Origin of the sequence: Novosphingobium sp. MMS21-SN21R (assembly GCF_031846015.1) — a bacterium.
In the GTDB taxonomy this organism is placed as follows: domain Bacteria; phylum Pseudomonadota; class Alphaproteobacteria; order Sphingomonadales; family Sphingomonadaceae; genus Novosphingobium.
The window spans coordinates 1,775,525-1,795,020 of record NZ_JAVRDU010000001.1; the positions used below are offsets into that span (position 1 = coordinate 1,775,525).

The following is a 19,496-nucleotide window of genomic DNA, read 5'->3' on the forward strand; positions in this document are numbered from 1 at the left end:
CTGACAATCGCATTGCGCCGCTAATCGCCCCACCCCCAGCCTTGACCGTGCGGGCCTGCGTGACCAAAGAGGCCCCGCTCCGAATCATCGGGAATCGTGATCACGGCCCAGTCTGGCCGCACGGCAGAGAAGGGCTTTTTGCAGGCATGACACGGGATACGGGTGCGCTGGTGCGCAACAAGGAAACGCTGGCTCCCATGGCCAATGCGATCCGCGCGCTCGCCATGGATGCGGTTCAGGCCGCCAATTCCGGACATCCTGGCATGCCTATGGGCATGGCCGATGTCGCCACCGTCCTGTGGACCCAGTTCCTCAAGCATGATCCCGCCGCCCCGAACTGGTCCGACCGTGATCGCTTCGTGCTTTCGGCCGGACACGGCTCGATGCTGATTTACGCGCTGCTCCACCTCACGGGATATGAAAGCCCGACGATGGATGACATCCGCAAGTTCCGTCAGCTTGATAGCGTCTGTGCCGGACACCCCGAAAACTTCCTGATCGACGGCGTCGAGTGCACCACTGGCCCTCTGGGGCAGGGTCTTGCCATGGCCGTCGGCATGGCGATGGCTGAACGCCACCTCAATGCGCAGTTCGGCAACGATCTGGTCGATCACAAGACCTGGGTCGTCGCCGGTGACGGCTGCTTGATGGAAGGCATCAACCACGAGGCCATCGGCCTGGCCGGAACGATGAAGCTTGGCCGCCTCAACGTCCTGTGGGACGACAACAAGATCACCATCGATGGCGATACCTCGCTGTCGACCAGTGAAGACATTCTCGCCCGCTACACCGCCAGCGGGTGGCACGTTGCTTCGTGTGACGGGCATGACTTTGCCGACATCGCTCGTGCGCTGGCCGAGGCCGAAGCCGATCCGCGCCCGTCTCTGATCGCCTGCCGCACCATCATCGGCAAGGGCGCGCCCAACAAGCAGGGCGGACACAACGTCCACGGTGCGCCGCTGGGTGCAGACGAAATCGCCGCCGCGCGCGACTATCTGGGCTGGACGTCGGCGCCGTTTGAAATCCCGGCAGACATTCTGGCCAACTGGCGCGCTGCCGGTGAGTCCAGCAAGTCTGTCCGCGCCGCATGGGACGCACGCGCCGCTGCCAATCCGCAGGCCGCAGAACTCGCGCGCCGCATGTCGGGCGAGCTTCCGGCCGAGACTGGCTACGACGCCTATATCCAGTCGCTGATCGCCAACCCGCCCAAGGTCGCGACCCGCAAGTCGAGCGAGATGGCTCTGGAAGCCTTCACTGCGAACGTGCCTGAATTGGTCGGCGGCTCAGCCGATCTCACCGGCTCGAACCTGACCAAGACCAAGTCGACCACGCCGTTCGGGGCGAATGACTACGCTGGGCGTCACGTCTACTACGGCATTCGTGAATTCGGCATGGCCGCTGCGATGAACGGCATGGCGCTGCACGGAGGAATTGTCCCGTATGGCGGCACGTTCCTGATCTTCTCGGACTATTGCCGCAACGCTATCCGCATGTCCGCGTTGCAGCGCGTACGCGCCGTCTACGTGCTCACCCACGATTCGATCGGCCTCGGCGAAGACGGCCCGACCCACCAGCCGGTCGAGCATGTCATGTCTTTGCGCATGATCCCGAACCTGCTGGTGTTCCGCCCGGCCGACGCCATTGAAACCGCTGAAGCCTGGGCTCTGGCGCTCTCCAACAGCAACCGTCCTTCGGTCCTCGCGCTGTCGCGCCAGAACCTGCCGCCAGTGCGCTTCGACGCTGAGATGAAGAGCGCTCAGGGTGCCTACCGTCTCGTGACCGCTGAAGCCGCGCGCAAGGTCGTGCTGGTGGCAACCGGTTCGGAAGTGGCGCTGGCCAAGGACGTGGCTGCCGCGCTTGAAGCCAAGGGTATCGGCGCTGACGTGATTTCGGCACCTTGCCTTGAACTGTTCGACGAACAGGACGCGGCCTACAAGGCTGACCTGCTTCCTGCAGACGCGCTCAAGGTCTCGATAGAAGCGGGGGTCACGATGGGCTGGCATAAGTATGTCGGCGATGGCTTGACCATCGGTATCGATTCCTTCGGCGCATCGGCCCCTGCCGACGTGCTGTTCGACCACTTCGGTCTCACGGCTGAAAAGATTGTCCCGCAAATTCTCGCGCGGGTTTCGTAATTTAACAGGAGAACTTGGCATGGCGATCAAGGTAGCAATCAACGGTTTCGGACGCATCGGGCGCAATGTGGCCCGCGCCATTCTCGAACGGCCCGATTGCGGCCTCGAACTCATTTCGATCAACGATCTGGCCGATGCCAAGGCGAACGCGCTGTTGTTCAAGCGCGACAGCGTACACGGAGCGTTTTCGGGCGATGTTTCGGTTGATGGCAATGACCTCATCGTCAATGGCCAGCGCATCCAGGTGACTGCCGAGCGCGACCCTGCCAACCTGCCGCATGCTGCCAACGGCATCGACATCGCGATGGAATGCACCGGCTTCTTCACCACGCGCGAAGGCGGCCAGAAGCATCTCGACGCCGGCGCCAAGCGCGTGCTGATCTCGGCCCCAGGCAAGAACGTCGACCTCACCGTCGTGTTCGGCGTAAACGACGACAAGCTGACCGCCGATCACAAGATCGTTTCGAACGCTTCGTGCACCACCAACTGCCTCGCGCCGATGGCCAAGGTTCTGCATGAAGCAATCGGTATCGAGCGCGGTCTGATGACCACGATCCACTCGTATACCAACGATCAGAAGATCCTCGACCAGATCCACAGCGATCCGCGTCGCGCTCGCGCTGCGGCGATGAACATGATCCCCACCAGCACCGGCGCTGCCGTGGCAGTGGGCGAAGTTCTGCCCGATTTGAAGGGCAAGCTCGATGGTTCGTCGATCCGCGTGCCGACTCCGAACGTCTCGGTCGTCGACCTGACTTTCACGCCAAAGCGCGACACCACGCTTGAGGAAGTCAACGGCGTGCTCAAGGCCGCAGCCGAAGGCGCTCTGAAGGGCGTTCTGGGCTACACTGACGAACCGCTGGTCTCGATCGACTTCAACCACGATTCGCACTCGTCGACCATCGACAGCCTCGAAACCGCCGTGCTGGAAGGCAAGCTGGTCCGCGTGCTTTCGTGGTACGACAACGAGTGGGGCTTCTCCAACCGCATGCTCGACACTGCGGGCGCGATGGCGAAGTTCCTCTGAGGAACTGAGCGAATGAGCGGGCGTCTCGGCGGAATTGCACGGCACAGCAGGTCGCGCGGGCCGATCGAGACGCTCGATCATGTTGCGGTTACGCGCGAACTTGGGCTTCGCGGTGACCTGCGCGGTGCTGTCCGTCCTGGCAAGACCGGGCGCCGACAGGTTTCGCTGATCGAGGCTGAAAGCTGGAACGCGGCACTTGCCGATCTGCACCTCAGCGCCGACCGCCTGCTGCCGTGGCATGTGCGCCGGGCCAATCTTCTCGTCGAAGGCCTGCGCCTGCCGCGCGAGGCGGGAAAAGTCATCGCCATCGGCGCGAGCCTTCGCATAGAAGTCACCTGCGAATGCGATCCATGCAGCCGCATGGACGAAATCCTGCCCGGTCTCAAAGCCGCGCTGCTGCCCGATTGGCGCGGCGGTGTGCTTGGCCGGGTCCTGACCGATGGCGAGATTGCCATCGGTGACCAAGTGAGGATCGAGGAATGAGCTTCAAGACACTGGACGATCTCGGCGATCTGACCGGCAAGACCGTGCTTGTCCGCGAGGATCTCAATGTGCCGATGGCGGACGGCGTCGTTACCGACGACACACGCCTGCGCGCCACCGTCGCCACGCTTTGCGAACTGGCTGACAAGGGCGCAAAGGTGCTCGTCCTCGCCCACTTCGGTCGTCCCAAGGGTCAGCCATCGGAAGAGTTTTCGCTCAAGAAGCTGGCCGCGCCTCTCTCGGGCGTGCTGGGCCGCCCTGTAAGCTACATCGACTGGGAAGGCGACAAGGCTGCCGTAGCAGCGCTCGCCCCCGGTAGCATTGCCGTGATGGAAAACACCCGCTTCTTCGGCGGCGAGGAAAAGAACGACCCCGCCGTGGTCGAGCGCTTCGCCAGCCTTGGCGACATTTACGTCAACGATGCGTTTTCGGCAGCGCACCGTGCCCACGCTTCGACCGAGGGTCTGGCCCATGTTCTTCCGGCCTATGCGGGCCGCGCGATGCAAGCCGAACTGACTGCGCTCGAAAAGGCGTTGGGCAAGCCCGAACATCCCGTTGCTGCCGTGGTTGGCGGAGCCAAGGTTTCGACCAAGCTCGATGTGCTGAAGCACCTCGTCGGCAAGGTCGATCACCTGATCATCGGTGGCGGTATGGCAAACACCTTCCTCGCCGCGCGCGGTGTGAACGTGGGAAAGTCGCTGTGCGAGCATGACCTGACCAGCACCGCCGATGAAATTCTCGAAAACGCGGACAAGGCAGGCTGCACCGTGCATCTGCCATATGACGTCGTCGTCTCGAAGGAATTTGCCGCCAATCCGCCAAGCTTGCGCACCTGCAACGTGCACGAAGTTGCTGCGGACGAGATGATCCTCGACGTCGGGCCAACTGCGGTGGAAGCGCTTGGCGATGTGCTCAAGACCTGCCGCACACTGGTGTGGAATGGCCCGATGGGTGCTTTCGAGACTGAACCGTTCGATACGGCCACGGTCGCGCTTGCCCGCACTGCAGCAGCGCTGACCAAGGAAGGTTCGTTGGTCTCGGTCGCCGGTGGCGGTGATACTGTTGCCGCGCTCAATCATGCTGGCGTTGCGGCTGATTTCTCCTACGTCTCTACCGCGGGCGGCGCTTTCCTTGAATGGATGGAAGGCAAGGAACTTCCCGGCGTCGCTGCGCTGCAGGTATAATTTTTTCAGGCGCGTGTTGCACTGCGGCACGCGCCTTATTATGGCGTGACCTCGCATAGGTATGCGCCATTGATCCGACGCCGGACGAATCGCTCGCGGCGTCTTTTTATGGCGCATTCGCGCATAGGTATGCGGAGCCGGTATTCCGGGCTTCGGGCAAGATACAGGACGGGCTGATGAACACGACCGAAATGACCGCGAAGATGGCTTCAGGCAACGGCTTCATTGCCGCACTCGACCAGTCGGGCGGCTCGACCCCCAAGGCTCTGGCGGGTTACGGCGTCACCGAAGACGCCTGGACCACCGAAGAGGAAATGTTCGGCCTGATCCACGATATGCGCGCCCGCATCATCCGTTCGGACGCGTTTCATGGCGAAAAGGTCATCGGCGCGATCCTGTTTGAACGCACCATGGACGGTACGGTCGATGGCAAGGGTGTGCCCGCTGCGCTGATCGAAAAGGGTGTCGTGCCCTTCATCAAGATCGACAAGGGTCTTGAGGACGAGGTGAATGGCGTGCAGCTGATGAAGCCGATGCCGACGCTGGACGAATTGCTCACCCGCTCGAAGGCACTTGGAGTCTATGGCACCAAGGAGCGCTCGGTCATCAACTCGGCGAACCGCGATGGCATTGCCGCCGTGGTCGCGCAGCAGTTCGAAGTGGGCAAGCAGGTCCTCAGCCATGGCATGATGCCGATCATCGAACCAGAAGTGAACATCAAGTCGGCCACCCGCGCCGAGTGCGACACAATCCTGCTCGAGGAAATCCTCAAGGCGCTCGACGCGCTGCCCGATGGCACGCAGGTCATGCTCAAGCTGTCGCTCCCGGTTGCGCCGTGCACTTTCGATCCGCTCGTGTCGCACCCCAAGGTGCTGCGCGTGGTCGCGTTGTCGGGTGGCTTCAAGCGCCCAGAAGCTTGCGCCGAGCTTGCCAAGAACACCGGTATCATCGCCAGCTTCAGCCGCGCGCTGCTCGAAGACCTGCGGCACCAGATGACCGACGCTGAATTCGACGCCGAACTGGCAGGAGCCATCGACCAGATTTACACCGGATCGACGCAAAAGAGCGCTGTTCCGGCCTGATTACCCGTTTGAGAGGACGGCAAAGGCACGCCCCGCACCCGGCAAAAGCCGGGGCGGGGCGTTTTGATTCACGACTGCAAGCTGAAATGCAGGCGATAATCGGCAGGCGCCAGCACCGTGTCGGTCATCCTTCCCGGCTCTACCGTATCGAGCATGATGCCGTCGCTGGCAGGCTCGCCGAGCGTATAACGGCGCAGTTGCGGGGTTCCGCCTTGCCACACCGTCGACTCGACAGTCACGCGCCCGGCCCAGACGCAGCGGGCGTTCATCGGACAGCGGCTGTCCTCGACCACGCGTTCCGGCCTGAGCTTCACCGCGCCGACGCGGGTGGTTTGCCCGATCCGGGCAAATCCGTCGGCAGCAGGCTGCGGAATGACGGTGCAGGCCGAAAGCAACAACGCGGGGAGGGCTGCAAACAGGGGTGTGGTGTGTTTCATGGCGGTACAATGCGCGAGCCACCTGAACCGCTCCCGAATGCGCGAATGGCCAAGGCGATTGCCGCGAAGCGCTGGTGCGGATAAGGGGCGCAGCATGACCGATCTTGCAAGCGAACTTTACCTGATCTCCCCGCTCGATGTGACCGGGCCATTCCCCGACCGTCTGGCCCGCGCGCTCGACGCTGGCCCCGTCGCCGCATTCCAGTTCCGGGTGAAGGGTCTCGACGATCATGCTGCCGCCAAACTTGCCGAGCCATTGCAGAAGATTTGCGCAGAACGCGAGGTGGCGTTCATCATCAATGACTCGGTCAGCCTCGCCAAGCGTCTCGGGGCTGACGGTGTGCATCTGGGGCAGGATGACGGCGATGTGGGCGAGGCCCGTGAGCGGCTTGGCCGCGATGCCCAGATCGGCGTGACCTGCCATGACAGCCGCCACCTTGCGATGGCTGCGGGCGAAGCTGGTGCCGATTACGTCGCGTTTGGTGCGTTCTTCCCTTCGTCTACCAAGGAAACCAAGCATGTGGCAGGGGTGGATCTGCTGGAATGGTGGCAGGGCATCTTTGAACTGCCTTGCGTGGCAATCGGTGGGATAACGCCGGAAAACTGTGGGCCGCTGGTGCAGGCAGGCGCTGACTTCATCGCGGTCAGCAATGCCGTGTGGGGCGGCGACGAAGCGGCTGCCATTCTTGCGTTCCACGAGGCCATTCGCGCAAATCCTCGCGGATCGGACTGACCTGACGGGAACCGGCAGGGGTTCATGCGGGTTCTGACCGGATAGTGTTTCCGGGAGCCAAGATGTTTCGCCACACCGCAGTAGCCGCGCTCGTTCTGATCTCCCTCTCGGCCTGCCAATCAGAAACCAAGCAGCCGTCACCGAGCGAGCCGGCAGGTGAGGCGGTTTCGGGTGACCCGCTCGCCGCGCGCGATCCTGCTCCGGGCCAACCCGGCGAGACGGATGATGTCGCCCGTCCGCTGATGCAGGCGCAGGTGGTCCTGGAACGGTTGGGCTTTGCGCCAGGGGTGATCGACGGCAAGGAGGGCCTTTCGACGACCAACGCCGTCGAAGGCTTCCAGGAAGCGAACGCACTGCCGGTTACGGGAAAGCTTGATCCGGCGACTATGCAAGCGCTCGGCCGCTGGTCGAACATTGCTGCCACGCGTGTCGTGAATATCCCCGAGGATTTCGCACGCGGTCCGTTCGCGACTTTGCCGAAAGATGCGGCGGCACAAGCCAAATTGCCGTCGTTGGGTTACGCGACGCTTGAGGAAAAGCTCGCTGAACGGTTCCACACGACCCCTGAAGTGCTTCGGGCGCTGAACCCGCAAGCCGGACAGCCTGCGCCGCAACCTTCGGATGCTGCTGCCACGCCACTTCCGGTAAATTACCAGGCCGGACAGAAAATCCGCGTGCCCAATGTCGGCGGTGACGCAATCGACGGCGCAACCGTCAAGGACAAAGGCTGGCTCGCCACGCTGACCAGCCTCGGCGTAGGATCTGCGCAGCCGAAGGTCGCGCGCATTGTCGTCAGCAAGAAGGGCGGCACACTCAAGGCGTTCGACAAGGCGGACAAACTGGTCGCGCTGTTCACCGTGACCACCGGATCATCGAAAGACCCGCTGCCACTTGGCAACTGGAAAATCTATGGCACGTCCTACAACCCGCAGTTCAGCTACGACGCGAGCCTGTTCTGGGACGTTCCAGACAGCAAGGGCGAGCATTTGTTGCCGCCGGGGCCGAACGGGCCGGTCGGAGTCGTCTGGATCGACCTGTCGAAAGAGCATTACGGCATTCATGGCACGCCCGAGCCGCAGACGATCGGGCGCGCACAAAGCCACGGCTGCGTGCGCTTGACCAACTGGGATGCGGCGCGGCTCGCCCAGATGGTGGATAGCTCGACGAAGGTTTCGTTTGTAAGCTGATCGCCCTTCCCACGTGCTGCGTTGCGTGCCAGACAAGCGCGATGACGAACACAGGACGGAGTGGGGCATGACTGGAACTGCAAGCCCGAGGGAACTGACTGTTCGCGGGGTTATCCTCGGCGCACTGCTCACGGTCGTGTTCACCGCGGCCAACGTCTATCTCGGTCTGCGTATCGGACTGACCTTTGCGACCTCCATTCCTGCTGCTGTCATATCCATGGCTGTCCTGCGGGCGTTTTCCGGGACGACGATCCAAGAAAACAACATTGTCCAGACCATCGCAAGTTCGGCGGGCACGCTTTCGGCAATCGTATTCGTTCTGCCGGGCCTCGTCATGGTCGGATGGTGGGCGGATTTTCCTTATTGGGAGTCGGTTGCGGTCATCGCGGTCGGCGGCATTCTTGGCGTGATGTACTCTGTCCCGCTGCGCCGCGCGCTGGTGACCGGGTCGGACCTACCCTATCCCGAAGGCGTCGCCGCCGCTGAAGTGCTGAAAGTCGGCGCGGGCGTCGGCGGCGAGGAGGAGAACCGCAAGGGTCTTGCTGCGGTGACCGCTGGCGGATTGCTCGCCGCGTTCTATCCCTTGCTGGCCAAGATGAAATTGGCGGCTGAGGAAGTGGGCGGGGTGTTCAAGGTCGGGACTGGCGGTTCTATGCTGTTCGGCGGCCTGTCGCTCGCGCTTGTCGGCGTGGGTCATCTCGTCGGCATCGCGGTGGGCCTTGCCATGCTGGTTGGCATCATCATCAGCTTCGGTTTCCTCCTGCCCCAGTTCACTGCGGGTGGCCCGCCTGTCGGAACAGAGTTTGCCGATTTCGTCGGCACCGTGTTCCGTCAGAAGATCCGATTCATCGGCGCGGGCACCATCGGCGTCGCTGCGATCTGGACGCTGCTGCGCGTGATCGGACCTATTGTGCGGGGCGTGACGGCAGCACTCGCCGCCAACAAGGCGCGCAAAGGACAGGGCATCGAAAGCCTTGCGCTGACCGAGCGCGACCTGCCCATCGGCATCGTCGGCGGCACTATCCTGTTATCGATGATCCCCATTGCGCTGCTGCTGGCAGACTTTGCCGTTGGCGGCCCGGTAGCGGGCGCGCTTGGCATGACGCTCATCGCTTCGGTGATCTACGTGTTGGTTGCCGGGATCGTGATTGCCTCAGTCTGCGGTTACATGGCCGGCCTCATCGGCGCGTCGAACAGCCCGATTTCGGGCGTCGGCATTCTTGCTGCACTGGGCATCTCGCTGCTCCTTCTGGCCCTGTTCGGACAGGGTGGGAGCGAGGAGGATACCAAGGCGCTGGTCGCCTTCGCGCTGTTCGTCACGGCCATCGTGTTTGGCGTCGCCACGATCTCGAACGACAATCTGCAGGATCTCAAGACCGGGCAACTGGTGGGTGCAACGCCGTGGCGGCAACAGATCGCTTTGGTGCTGGGCGTGATCTTCGGAGCGCTGGTGATCCCGCCAATCCTCGATCTCCTCAACTCGACGTTTGGATTTCAGGGCGCACCGGGAGCGGGCGAAAATGCACTTTCCGCACCGCAAGCCGCGCTGATTTCTGCGATTGCGCAAGGGGTGCTCGGTGGCAGCCTCGACTGGAACCTTGTCGGCCTTGGCGCGGCGATTGGGGCAGGAGTCGTCCTGGTCGACGAATTGCTCAAACGTACAGGGCGCGGCTCGCTGCCGCCACTTGCCGTGGGCATGGGCATGTATCTGCCGACGCAGGTGACGATGCTGGTGATTGTCGGTGCGGTGCTGGGCCACCTCTACAACCGCTGGGCCTCGCGCCAGTCAGCGCCTGACCTTGCCGAGCGCATGGGCGTGTTGACGGCGACCGGCCTGATCGTGGGCGATAGCCTGTTCAACATCGCCTATGCGGCAATTGTTGCAGCAACAGACAATCCCGACGCGCTGGCAGTGGTTGATGGGTTCGGCGCGAGCTTGCCGCTGGGCGTGGCGGTGTTTGGCGGCATCGTCGCTTATGCCTATTGGCGTATGCGGCGGGACGGGAAGTCCGCTTAACCCGGCGTTGCAATGTTGACCGGCCCTGCGTGCACGCAGCGCAGGCCGGACGGTGCGTCGCCCTGACCGAGTTCCCGCATGATTTCGCTGCCGTCCATGATGAAGCGGCGACCGGAGAACACGCCGCTGGTGAGCGTCACGCTTTCCGCCAATAGCAGATACGACCCGCGCGAACCGTCGGGCGCAACATAGTTGGAATCGGGCACGATAGCGAAACTGGCCTCGGGCTTTGCCACAGGCATGACCGTTGCATCGCCCGGAATTTCGCAGGTCCAGGACCCTTGGGGCAGAACGCCGAGCTTGCCGCCGGGAACGGCGTAGGCCGGGGCCGCGAGGCCGATCAGGGCAAGGATGCATATCGCGCGCTTCATCGAATTTGCGCTAGCACGCGACGCCCGCTTGAAGCAACGGCCACGAGCGGCTAAGGGCCGCGCTTCGCCTCGTGCGGCCTCCTTCGTTAAACAAGGCTCTTTCCATCATGAAGATCAGCGGCGTGGACATCCGTCCGGGCAATATCCTGGAATACGAAAAGGGCATCTGGAAAGTTGCCAAGACCCAGCACACCCAGCCGGGCAAGGGCGGGGCATTCATGCAGGTCGAGATGAAAAACCTCATCGACGGCCGCAAGACCAACGTCCGCTTCCGCAGCCAGGACACGATCGAGCGTGTGCGCCTCGATACGAAGGACTTCCAGTTCCTTTATGCCGAAGGCGACGATCTCGTGTTCATGGACGTGGAAACCTACGACCAGATCACCCTTCCGTCCGATCTGCTCGGCGATGCCGCTGCTTTCCTGCAGGACGGCATGACCGTTCTCCTCGAAATGTACGACGAGCGCCCGATCTCGGTCCAGCTCCCTGACCAGGTCGAAGCCACGATTGTCGAGGCCGACGCCGTTGTGAAGGGCCAGACCGCTTCGTCGAGCTACAAGCCGGCGATTCTCGACAATGGCGTGCGCGTCATGGTTCCGCCGCACATCGGCAGCGGCACGCGCATCATTGTCGATGTCTATGAGCGCACCTACGTCGGCAAGGTGGGCTGAGTAGATGGCAGCCATTTCCGGCCTGATGCGCGTGATGGAGCGCGCGGCGCGCAAGGCGGGCGGCCGCCTGCGCCGCGACTTTGGCGAGGTCGAGCATCTCCAGGTCAGCAAGAAGGGCCCGGCCGACTTCGTGTCGAAGGCCGACCAGCACTCCGAGCGGACTTTGTGGGACGAACTGCGCGAAGCGCGTCCGGGCTGGGGCTTCCTGATGGAAGAGGGCGGCGAGATTCCGGGTGATGAGGGCAAGCCCCGCTTCATCATCGATCCGCTCGATGGCACGACCAACTTCCTCCACGGCATTCCGCACTTTGCGATTTCTATCGCGGTGCAGGAACCGACGCTGGACGGAAAAGGCTGGGGCGAAGTTACCGCCGCGCTGGTCTATCAGCCGGTCACAGACGAAAGCTTCTGGGCTGAAAAGAGCCGGGGCGCGTGGTTGCAGGACCGCCGCCTGCGCGTTTCGGCGCGCCGCTACATGGACGAAGCGCTGATTGCCACGGGCATTCCGTTCGCGGGGCGCGGCGATGTCAACGAGTGGGCGCGCATTTATGCTGAACTAGGGCCGCGCATTGCAGGCATTCGCCGCTTTGGCGTAGCTTCGCTCGACCTTGCGTGGGTTGCCGCTGGCCGCTTCGACGGTTTCTGGGAATCGGGGCTCTATCCGTGGGATACCGCTGCCGGATGCTTGCTTGTGCGGGAAGCCGGCGGCTTCGTGACCGACTACAAGGGCCGCTCGCAGCCGATCTGCGACGAGACCGTCCTTGCCGGCAACGACGCGCTGCATTCGAAGATGCACAAGTTGCTTGTTGGCGCTTTGCGCAACGCATGACTTGACGTTTCGTCCGGGGGCTGGCTAAGGCCCGTCCCCTGACGTTTCGTGCCCCTGTGGCGGAATGGTAGACGCGAACGACTCAAAATCGTTTGTAGAGATACGTGCCCGTTCGAGTCGGGCCAGGGGCACCATTCGTTTAAAGTGATTGTCTGTCGGCGCGCAGGAGCTAGCCTGCGCAGCATGAAGACATTGCTCGCCGCTGCGTCGGCCCTCGCGCTCACCACCGCTCCCGCTATTGCCGATCCCGTGCGCGATACCATCGTCCGGGACTTGCCAGGGCTGATGGAGATCTACCGCGACCTTCACGCAAATCCTGAATTGAGCTTTCAGGAAGTCCGTTCCGCTGCGAAATTGGCTGCTGAAGCGCGCAAGGCGGGGTTCGAGGTGACCGAAAAGGTGGGCAAGACTGGCGTTGTCGCGGTCATGCGCAACGGCCCGGGGCCGGTCGTGCTGATTCGTGCCGACATGGACGGGCTGCCGGTCGTGGAACAGACAGGATTGCCATACGCATCAAAGGTGCGCGGCACATCCACCGCTGGCGTGGAAAGTGGCGTGATGCACGCCTGTGGCCACGACACCCATATGACAGCCTGGATTGAGACGGCGCGGCTCATGGCAGGAAATCGCAAGGCGTGGTCGGGCACTCTCGTGATGATCGGGCAACCAGCCGAGGAAATGGGCCTTGGCGCACGAACCATGCTCGACGACGGCCTCTACACCCGCTTTCCCAAGCCTCGTTATGCACTGGCATTTCATGATAGTGGTGATCTGGCGGGCGGGGTGATCGGCACGGTGCCGGGCTATGCGCTCGCCAACGTCGACAGCGTGGACTTGACCGTGCGCGGGATTGGCGGGCACGGCGCCTATCCGCAGACGACCAAGGACCCTATCGTGCTGGCCAGCGCCATCGTGATGCGGTTGCAGACGTTGGTCAGCCGCGAATCCAGCCCGTTCGAGCCCGCCGTTGTGACCGTCGGAAGTTTCCATGCCGGGGCCAAGCACAACATCATTCCAGACGAGGCGCAGTTGCAACTGACCGTGCGGAGCTATGGCGATGAACAGCGCCAGCGCTTGCTGGATGGTATCGCCCGCATTGCCAAGGGCGAGGCAATCGCTAGCGGCATTTCGGAGACCCGCATGCCGGTGATGGTGGTGCGCGAGCCGCATACGCGTGCGACATGGAACACACCCGATTTCACGCGGAAGGTCGGCCGTTTGCTAGCCGAACGCTTCGGTACTGGCCGCGTGGTCGAGACGACGCCGACGATGGCGGGTGAGGACTTTGGAGAGTTCGGGCGGGCAGGCGATGGCCAGATCGAAACGACGATTCTGTGGGTCGGTGGTCGCAAGGCCGAAGATCTGGAGCGCGCGCGCAAGGAAGGCACGGCACTGCCGTCGCTGCACAGTCCATTCTTTGCGCCTGAGGCTGACAAGGTGATTGCCGCCGGGGCCGAAGCCTTGACCGTTGCGGCAATGGCATTGATGCCGCTGCCTTAAGGTTAGTCGATTTCGTCGGACCCGGAGCGCGCTGCCGACATCGCGGCCAGTGACGATACCTGTTCGCGGGTCGGCATGGCAGGCCCCTGCTCGGTGCGGCGCTGGCGTTCTTCCTCCAGCGCTTTGAGATAGGCTTTGCGCTGTTCCGGCGACATTCTGGCGAGCGCGGCCTGATCGACTTCAACGATGATCTGCGATGGCGCAACAGTCATGTTTGCGGGAATGAAACCGCTGTTGCCGCCAGAACCGCGAGACCCATCCATCGGTTCACCGAACTGTCCGCGAAAGCCGTCGCCCCCGCGTTTCTTGGCGTTGTCCTTGCGGTGGTCGCCAATCTTGGCCTTGCCGAATTCCTTCTGTTCGGCGCGCTTCATTTCGGTGTGGCGCTGGTTCTGCGCCATGGCGTCCTGCGTTTCGCCATTGGCGAACACCGCGATGACCGTCGAGATCGCGATGGTGATCATCGCAAAGTGGCGGTACATTTTCGGATCGATGCCGAGGATATGGGGCGATGCTGAGGCCATTCATCGTGGAAATACCAGCACCACGTTAAGGATCACTTCACGCCACGTGGTTAGCAAAGTCTTGCCGATATGGCGGTAAACGGGCCTGGCCGTCCTCTTGCGTTCCAGATATGTTCCGTTTAAGCAGCGCCATGGCCAAACCGAAACGCCGTTATGTCTGTCAGGCCTGTGGCAGTGTCTCACACCGCTGGCAGGGGCAATGCGCCGATTGCAGCGAATGGAACACTCTGGCGGAGGATGCGCCGGAAACGGTATTCTCGGCCAAGCACAGTCTGTCCAGCGGCGGGCGGCCTGTGGCGTTCGTCTCGCTCGACCAGCCGGTTGCACTGCCGCAGCGCAGAAAGACGGGCATTGCCGAATTCGACCGCGCTCTGGGTGGTGGTCTGGTACCGGGCAGCGCCATCCTCATGGGCGGCGATCCCGGCATCGGGAAATCGACGCTGCTGCTGCAGGCCGCTGCCAAAGTAGCCATGGAGGGCGGTGAATCCGTCTATATCAGCGGCGAAGAGGCCTCCGATCAGGTGCGTTTGCGTGCCGACAGACTGGGGCTGGGCAAGGCCCCGATCAGGCTCGCGGCCGCAACCTCGGTGCGTGATATCCTGACAACGCTGGGAACGATGTCCCCGCCCGATCTGCTCGTGATCGACTCGATCCAGACCATGCATTCCGATCAGATCGAAGGCGCGCCGGGCACGGTCAGCCAGGTGCGCGGCTGTGCGTTCGAACTGATCCGCTATGCCAAGGAAAATGGCGTTGCGATGGTTCTGGTCGGCCACGTGACCAAGGATGGGTCCATTGCGGGGCCACGTGTGCTCGAACACATGGTCGACGTGGTGATGAGCTTCGAGGGAGAGCGCAGCCACCAGTACCGCATCCTGCGCGCCATCAAGAACCGCTTCGGCGCAGTGGACGAGATTGGCGTGTTCGCCATGGCGGGCGCGGGGCTGGAAGAAGTGGGCAATCCCTCGCTGCTTTTCCTTTCGGGGCGCGAGCAGGAAGTTGCGGGAAGTGCAGTCTTTCCGGCGCTCGAAGGCACGCGGCCTGTGTTGGTCGAGATTCAGGCGTTGACGGTGCGGCTTGCCAGTGGCGCCACGCCGCGCCGCGCGGTGGTGGGCTGGGACAGCGGGCGTCTGGCGATGCTGCTGGCCGTGCTGGAGGCGCGCTGCGGATTGAGTTTCTCGACTGCGGAAGTCTATCTGAACGTAGCGGGCGGTTACCGGTTGACCGATCCCGCTGCTGACCTGGCGGTGGCGGCGGCGCTGGTCTCTGCTTTGTCTGACAGGCCTTTGCCTGCCGATTCCATCTGGTTCGGTGAAATCTCCCTGGCAGGGGAGGTGCGGCCTGTGGCGCACACCCCTGTGCGGCTCCGAGAGGCGGCAAAGCTGGGCTTTACCAAGGGGTGCGGACCGGAAGCAGGCGCCGAGAAGGTGGACGGCTTGCGCTATTCGCCGCTGCGTCTCCTGCCAAATCTGATTGACCGTGTCATGGGCGGGTCATAGGCTCCCCGCAGATGACCGGCTTCGATTATGTAGTCCTGCTCCTCGTCGGCCTTGGCGCGGTTGGCGGCTTTTTCCGCGGTTTCGTGGAAGAGGTCCTGTCGCTGGCCGCGTGGTGCCTTGCGCTCCTTGCCGTCCACTATTTCCACGCACCGGCGACGATCTGGCTGGCCGATCATCTGCCGAACGAAACAGGCGCCGGCATCCTTGCCTTCGCGCTGCTCCTGCTCATCCCCTATATTGCCACACGGTTCGTGGCGCGACGCATGGGCAGCGCCAGCAGAGGGTCGGTAATTGGTCCGATTGACCGGATACTCGGCTTCGGCTTCGGCGCGGTGAAGGGTTTCATCATCGTCGTCCTCGGTTATTCGCTGGTTGTCTTCGCCTATGACCTGGTCTGGGGCGAGGGTGGGCGGCCGGGCTGGATCACCGAGTCGCGGACCTATCCGTTCCTGAATGCCGCCAGCGAGGAACTGCTGACATTGATTTCTGCACGCCGCGAACAGGCCGCCGAGAACGCGCGCGAAATCGCAAAGCACAAAGCCGGATCCGAGGCTCGCTCCGCCATTCTGGGTGAGTGACGTGAGCGCTGGTCGCGGGCTCTATACGCCCGAAATGCTTGGCGCGGCGATGGAACTGACCGCTCACCCGTGGAACGATGCGTTGCCGCTGAAAGGGAGTGCGCGATCACGTAGCTGCGGCAGCGCCATCGAGATTGCGCTTCAGCTTGACGATGCTGGCAGGATTGCAGCTCTGGCAATCAAGCCACATGCTTGTGCTGTGGGACAGGCTGCCGCTGCGCGGTTTGCGGCCTCGGCTGCCGGGCGCAATGCGGCGCAAATCGTCGCCGCGAGGGCAGCGCTCGCCGAATGGCTGGGCGGCGCTGGCGAAACGCCGGATTGGCCAGGCATCGAACTTCTTGAACCCGCACGGGCTTATCCGGCCCGGCATGGCGCGATCCTTCTGGCCTGGGATGCCGCGATTACGGCCATGGAATAGCGCATAGCGGTGAATTGGCGGGGTTCCGCCTTGCGCAGCACTTCGCTAGAGGATGCGCAAAGAGCAGAATACTTGGGGGAATTGCGTGTGACAGAAGTCTTGACCAAGGACCACGACGTGCAGCCGAGCGCGTCCGATATCCGGCTCGTCATTGCCGCGAGCTCGGCCGGCACTGTGTTCGAATGGTACGATTTCTTCATCTATGGAACGCTTGCATCGATCATCGGCAAGACGTTTTTCCCGTCTGACAACGCGACCTTGCAAGTCCTTTTGGTCTGGGCCGGATTCGCGGTCGGTTTCGGCTTCCGTCCGCTCGGCGCGATCCTGTTTGGCTATCTTGGCGACAAGCTGGGGCGCAAATACACTTTCCTTGTCACCGTAACGCTGATGGGCATCGCCACGGCGGGCGTCGGGCTAATCCCCTCGGCGGCGAGCATCGGCCTTGCCGCGCCTGCGATTATCATCCTGCTACGAGTGCTTCAGGGTCTTGCCCTCGGCGGCGAATATGGCGGTGCGGCGATCTACGTGGCCGAGCATGCGCCGGGCGGACGGCGCGGTTATTACACCAGCTATATCCAGGCGAGCGTCGTCGGCGGTTTCGTGCTGAGTCTGATCGTGGTGCTTTCCAGCAAGGCCTTGATGAGTGAAGCGGTGTGGCTCAGCTGGGGCTGGCGCGTGCCATTCCTTGTCAGCCTTGCGCTGCTGGCGATCTCGTTGTGGATGCGGCTCAAGCTTTCAGAAAGCCCGGTGTTCCAGGCGATGAAGGAACAGGGCGAACTCGCTGGCAATCCGTTTGTCGAGAGCTTCACCTATCCCGGCAACAAGCGCCGCATCTTCATCGCGCTGTTCGGGATTGCGGCGGGACTGACGGTGATCTGGTACACGGCGATGTTCTCTGGCCTCAGTTTCCTGAAATCCGCGATGCGGGTTGAAGACACCGTGGCCGAGATCATTGTCGGCATCGGCGCCTGCGTCGGCATGGTCTTTTTCATCATCTTCGGGGCGATGTCGGACAAGATCGGGCGCAAGAAGCCGATCGTGTTCGGATATGCTGCAACGCTGCTGCTGCTTTTTCCGACGTTCTGGCTCATGGGGTCGGCTGCAAATCCCGAACTGGCCGCAGCCGCAAAAGCCAATCCGGTGGTCGTTTCCGGCCCGGATTGCCACTATAGTCCGTTCGCTTCAGAGCAGGACAGCAATTGCGGCAAGCTGCTGGCCGATCTCGCGGCTTCAGGCGTGACGTATGAATTGCAGAAAGCGCCAGATTTTGCGGTGACAGTTGGCGGCTCACCGACGGACCTTTCGCGTTATCCTTGGTCCGAAAAGGCAGCCGCGCGAGGGACCGCGTTGCAAACCGAGCTGGCAGCCCATGGCTACGACTTTGCCAAAGTTACGCCGTCTCTGGGCCGAACTCTCACGGTCGTTGCGGCGCTGCTGATGCTTATGGCTTTGTCAGGCGCGACTTACGGCCCGGTTGCGGCGCTCCTGTCAGAGATGTTCCCGCCACGGATCCGCTACAGTTCGATGTCGATACCGTATCATCTCGGTACTGGCTATTTCGGTGGATTCCTGCCGCTGATCTCGAGTTATATCGTGGCGCGGACCGGCGATCCCTATGCAGGGTTGTGGTACACTTGGGTCATCGTGCTGGTGGCGCTGGTGGTTTCGGTCTGGGGCCTGAAAGGCGGACTGCCGACAGACTTCAAGGATGACTGACCTCCCGCCTTTGCCTGCATCGTCGCTCCGCCTTCGCCTTGACGCCGAAGCCCTTGCGGCAAATTGGCGGACGCTCGATGCCATGTCGGGCACTGCGCGGGCGGGCGCTGCGGTAAAGGCTGACGGTTACGGCCTTGGCGCAGCGCGTGTGGCCGCCCTGCTGGCCAAGGCCGGATGTCAGGACTTCTTCGTTGCGCACTGGTCGGAGGTGCCGGATGTGCTGCGGCATGTTCCGTCCTCCCGTATCGCGGTCCTGCATGGGCCGATGAGCGCCCAAGAGGCCGAGTTCGCCATCCAAGCCGGCGTCCGGCCCGTCCTGAACAGCCTTGACCAAGTGCGGCGCTGGCTCGGGTCCGGAGGAGGCACGTGCCACCTGATGGTCGATACCGGGATGAACAGGCTCGGCCTGGCCATGGCAGACCTTGGTGATGCCCTGCTGGATAAGCTCGACATCGATATCTGCATGAGCCACTTGGCCAGTGCAGACGAAGACGTTAACCAAAATGAGGAGCAGCTTGGCCGGTTTGCGCAAGTGCGTGCCGCAGTGCGGGCACGGCGCTACAGTCTGGCCAACAGTGCCGGCATTGCATTGGGCAGCGCTTATCACGCCGATCTGACCCGTCCCGGTCTGGCGCTTTACGGCGGAATCGCTCGGCCTGAATTGGCCGGAAGAATCGTTCCGGTCGCGCAGCCTGAAGCAGCAGTGTTGCAAATCAGGGCTCTCGAACCGGGTGAGAAGGTTGGTTACAACGCGCTGTTCACGGCGGACCGACCGATGCGGGCAGGTATTCTGGCGATTGGCTACGCTGACGGATACTTGCGCTGCTGGTCTGGCAAGGGTCGGTTTGCGCTTGGTGGCCGCGAAGTGCCGGTGCTGGGCCGCGTCTCCATGGATCTCACAATTGTGGATCTGACAGAAATGCCCGAGTGCCGTGAAGGTGACTGGCTCAGCGCGATTTACGATCTACCGCAGGCGTCGGCGACAAGCGGGCTGTCGCAATATGAATTGCTGACACTTTTGGGCCGACGTTTTTCGCGCCAAATCGGATTTTAACGCCACTTGTTAAGAATTGTTGCGCCGCACATGCTGCACATGCTAAAAGAC

The 19,496-nt window shown here is 62.6% G+C and carries 19 protein-coding genes and 1 tRNA gene; 17 read left to right on the top strand and 3 right to left on the bottom strand.

Features of this window, described 5'->3' with window-relative positions; genetic code table 11:
- Positions 1 to 146 precede the first annotated feature (146 nt).
- The 5 genes from tkt to RM192_RS08610 all read left to right on the top strand — a co-directional run bounded on the left by tkt (position 147) and on the right by RM192_RS08610 (position 5,911).
- Positions 147 to 2,135 (top strand): transketolase, encoded by a 1,989-nt coding sequence (tkt, locus tag RM192_RS08590; protein WP_311507123.1) that lies wholly within the window; start codon positions 147 to 149, stop codon positions 2,133 to 2,135.
- A gap of 19 nt (positions 2,136 to 2,154) precedes the next feature.
- Positions 2,155 to 3,162 (top strand): type I glyceraldehyde-3-phosphate dehydrogenase, encoded by a 1,008-nt coding sequence (gap, locus tag RM192_RS08595; protein ID WP_311507124.1) that lies wholly within the window; start codon positions 2,155 to 2,157, stop codon positions 3,160 to 3,162.
- Positions 3,163 to 3,174: 12 nt separating this feature from the next.
- Positions 3,175 to 3,645: an MOSC domain-containing protein gene (locus RM192_RS08600; protein ID WP_311507125.1), complete on the top strand. Its 471-nt coding sequence runs from the start codon at positions 3,175 to 3,177 to the stop codon at positions 3,643 to 3,645.
- Complete coding sequence (locus tag RM192_RS08605; RefSeq protein WP_311507126.1) at positions 3,642 to 4,829, top strand: phosphoglycerate kinase; 1,188 nt, start codon at positions 3,642 to 3,644, stop codon at positions 4,827 to 4,829. The genes RM192_RS08600 and RM192_RS08605 overlap by 4 nt, the downstream gene beginning before the upstream one ends.
- 176 nt (positions 4,830 to 5,005) lie before the next feature.
- A complete protein-coding gene (locus RM192_RS08610; RefSeq protein WP_311507127.1) occupies positions 5,006 to 5,911 on the top strand; it encodes a fructose bisphosphate aldolase in 906 nt (301 codons plus the stop codon).
- Positions 5,912 to 5,979: 68 nt separating this feature from the next.
- On the opposite strand, the gene RM192_RS08615 is transcribed toward RM192_RS08610, so the two are convergent.
- On the bottom strand, positions 5,980 to 6,348 hold the full coding sequence (locus RM192_RS08615; protein WP_311507128.1) for a hypothetical protein: 369 nt from the start codon (positions 6,346 to 6,348) through the stop codon (positions 5,980 to 5,982).
- 94 nt (positions 6,349 to 6,442) lie between these two features.
- Between RM192_RS08615 and thiE the strand changes: the two genes are divergently transcribed.
- The 3 genes from thiE to RM192_RS08630 all read left to right on the top strand — a co-directional run bounded on the left by thiE (position 6,443) and on the right by RM192_RS08630 (position 10,285).
- Positions 6,443 to 7,081, top strand: a complete 639-nt coding sequence (gene thiE / locus RM192_RS08620; RefSeq protein ID WP_311507129.1) for a thiamine phosphate synthase — start codon at positions 6,443 to 6,445, stop codon at positions 7,079 to 7,081.
- A 62-nt stretch (positions 7,082 to 7,143) separates the two neighbouring features.
- The gene (locus RM192_RS08625; protein WP_311507130.1) at positions 7,144 to 8,268 is read left to right on the top strand and encodes a L,D-transpeptidase family protein; all 1,125 of its coding nucleotides are present in this window, start codon (positions 7,144 to 7,146) and stop codon (positions 8,266 to 8,268) included.
- A gap of 67 nt (positions 8,269 to 8,335) precedes the next feature.
- Positions 8,336 to 10,285: an OPT family oligopeptide transporter gene (locus RM192_RS08630; RefSeq protein ID WP_311507131.1), complete on the top strand. Its 1,950-nt coding sequence runs from the start codon at positions 8,336 to 8,338 to the stop codon at positions 10,283 to 10,285.
- Here the strand turns inward: RM192_RS08630 and RM192_RS08635 are convergent.
- Positions 10,282 to 10,656, bottom strand: a complete 375-nt coding sequence (locus tag RM192_RS08635; RefSeq protein ID WP_311507132.1) for a hypothetical protein — start codon at positions 10,654 to 10,656, stop codon at positions 10,282 to 10,284. The genes RM192_RS08630 and RM192_RS08635 overlap by 4 nt on opposite strands.
- A 107-nt stretch (positions 10,657 to 10,763) precedes the next feature.
- Here RM192_RS08635 and efp point away from each other — a divergent pair, with 107 nt between their 5' ends.
- The 4 genes from efp (at position 10,764) to RM192_RS08655 (ending at position 13,656) form a co-directional block, all read left to right on the top strand.
- Positions 10,764 to 11,327, top strand: a complete 564-nt coding sequence (gene efp, locus RM192_RS08640) for an elongation factor P (protein ID WP_311507133.1) — start codon at positions 10,764 to 10,766, stop codon at positions 11,325 to 11,327.
- A gap of 4 nt (positions 11,328 to 11,331) precedes the next feature.
- On the top strand, positions 11,332 to 12,156 hold the full coding sequence (locus RM192_RS08645) for an inositol monophosphatase family protein (RefSeq protein ID WP_311507134.1): 825 nt from the start codon (positions 11,332 to 11,334) through the stop codon (positions 12,154 to 12,156).
- A gap of 50 nt (positions 12,157 to 12,206) precedes the next feature.
- Positions 12,207 to 12,290, top strand: a tRNA-Leu gene (locus tag RM192_RS08650).
- A 49-nt stretch (positions 12,291 to 12,339) separates the two neighbouring features.
- Entirely contained in the window at positions 12,340 to 13,656 is a 1,317-nt protein-coding gene (locus RM192_RS08655; protein WP_311507135.1) for an amidohydrolase, read from the top strand.
- Between the two features lie 2 nt (positions 13,657 to 13,658).
- On the opposite strand, the gene RM192_RS08660 is transcribed toward RM192_RS08655, so the two are convergent.
- The gene (locus tag RM192_RS08660) at positions 13,659 to 14,180 is read right to left on the bottom strand and encodes a hypothetical protein (protein WP_311507136.1); all 522 of its coding nucleotides are present in this window, start codon (positions 14,178 to 14,180) and stop codon (positions 13,659 to 13,661) included.
- A gap of 131 nt (positions 14,181 to 14,311) precedes the next feature.
- On the opposite strand from RM192_RS08660, the gene radA reads away from it, so the two are divergent.
- From radA to alr, 5 genes are all read left to right on the top strand, one after another.
- Positions 14,312 to 15,679, top strand: a complete 1,368-nt coding sequence (gene radA / locus RM192_RS08665) for a DNA repair protein RadA (RefSeq protein ID WP_311507137.1) — start codon at positions 14,312 to 14,314, stop codon at positions 15,677 to 15,679.
- Between the two features lie 11 nt (positions 15,680 to 15,690).
- Positions 15,691 to 16,257, top strand: coding sequence for a CvpA family protein (locus RM192_RS08670; protein ID WP_311507138.1), 567 nt, complete (start codon positions 15,691 to 15,693; stop codon positions 16,255 to 16,257).
- 1 nt (position 16,258) lies between these two features.
- Complete coding sequence (locus RM192_RS08675) at positions 16,259 to 16,675, top strand: iron-sulfur cluster assembly scaffold protein (protein WP_311507139.1); 417 nt, start codon at positions 16,259 to 16,261, stop codon at positions 16,673 to 16,675.
- Between the two features lie 87 nt (positions 16,676 to 16,762).
- Positions 16,763 to 18,391: an MFS transporter gene (locus tag RM192_RS08680; RefSeq protein WP_311507140.1), complete on the top strand. Its 1,629-nt coding sequence runs from the start codon at positions 16,763 to 16,765 to the stop codon at positions 18,389 to 18,391.
- On the top strand, positions 18,384 to 19,445 hold the full coding sequence (alr, locus tag RM192_RS08685) for an alanine racemase (RefSeq protein ID WP_311507141.1): 1,062 nt from the start codon (positions 18,384 to 18,386) through the stop codon (positions 19,443 to 19,445). The genes RM192_RS08680 and alr overlap by 8 nt, the downstream gene beginning before the upstream one ends.
- Positions 19,446 to 19,496 lie beyond the last annotated feature (51 nt).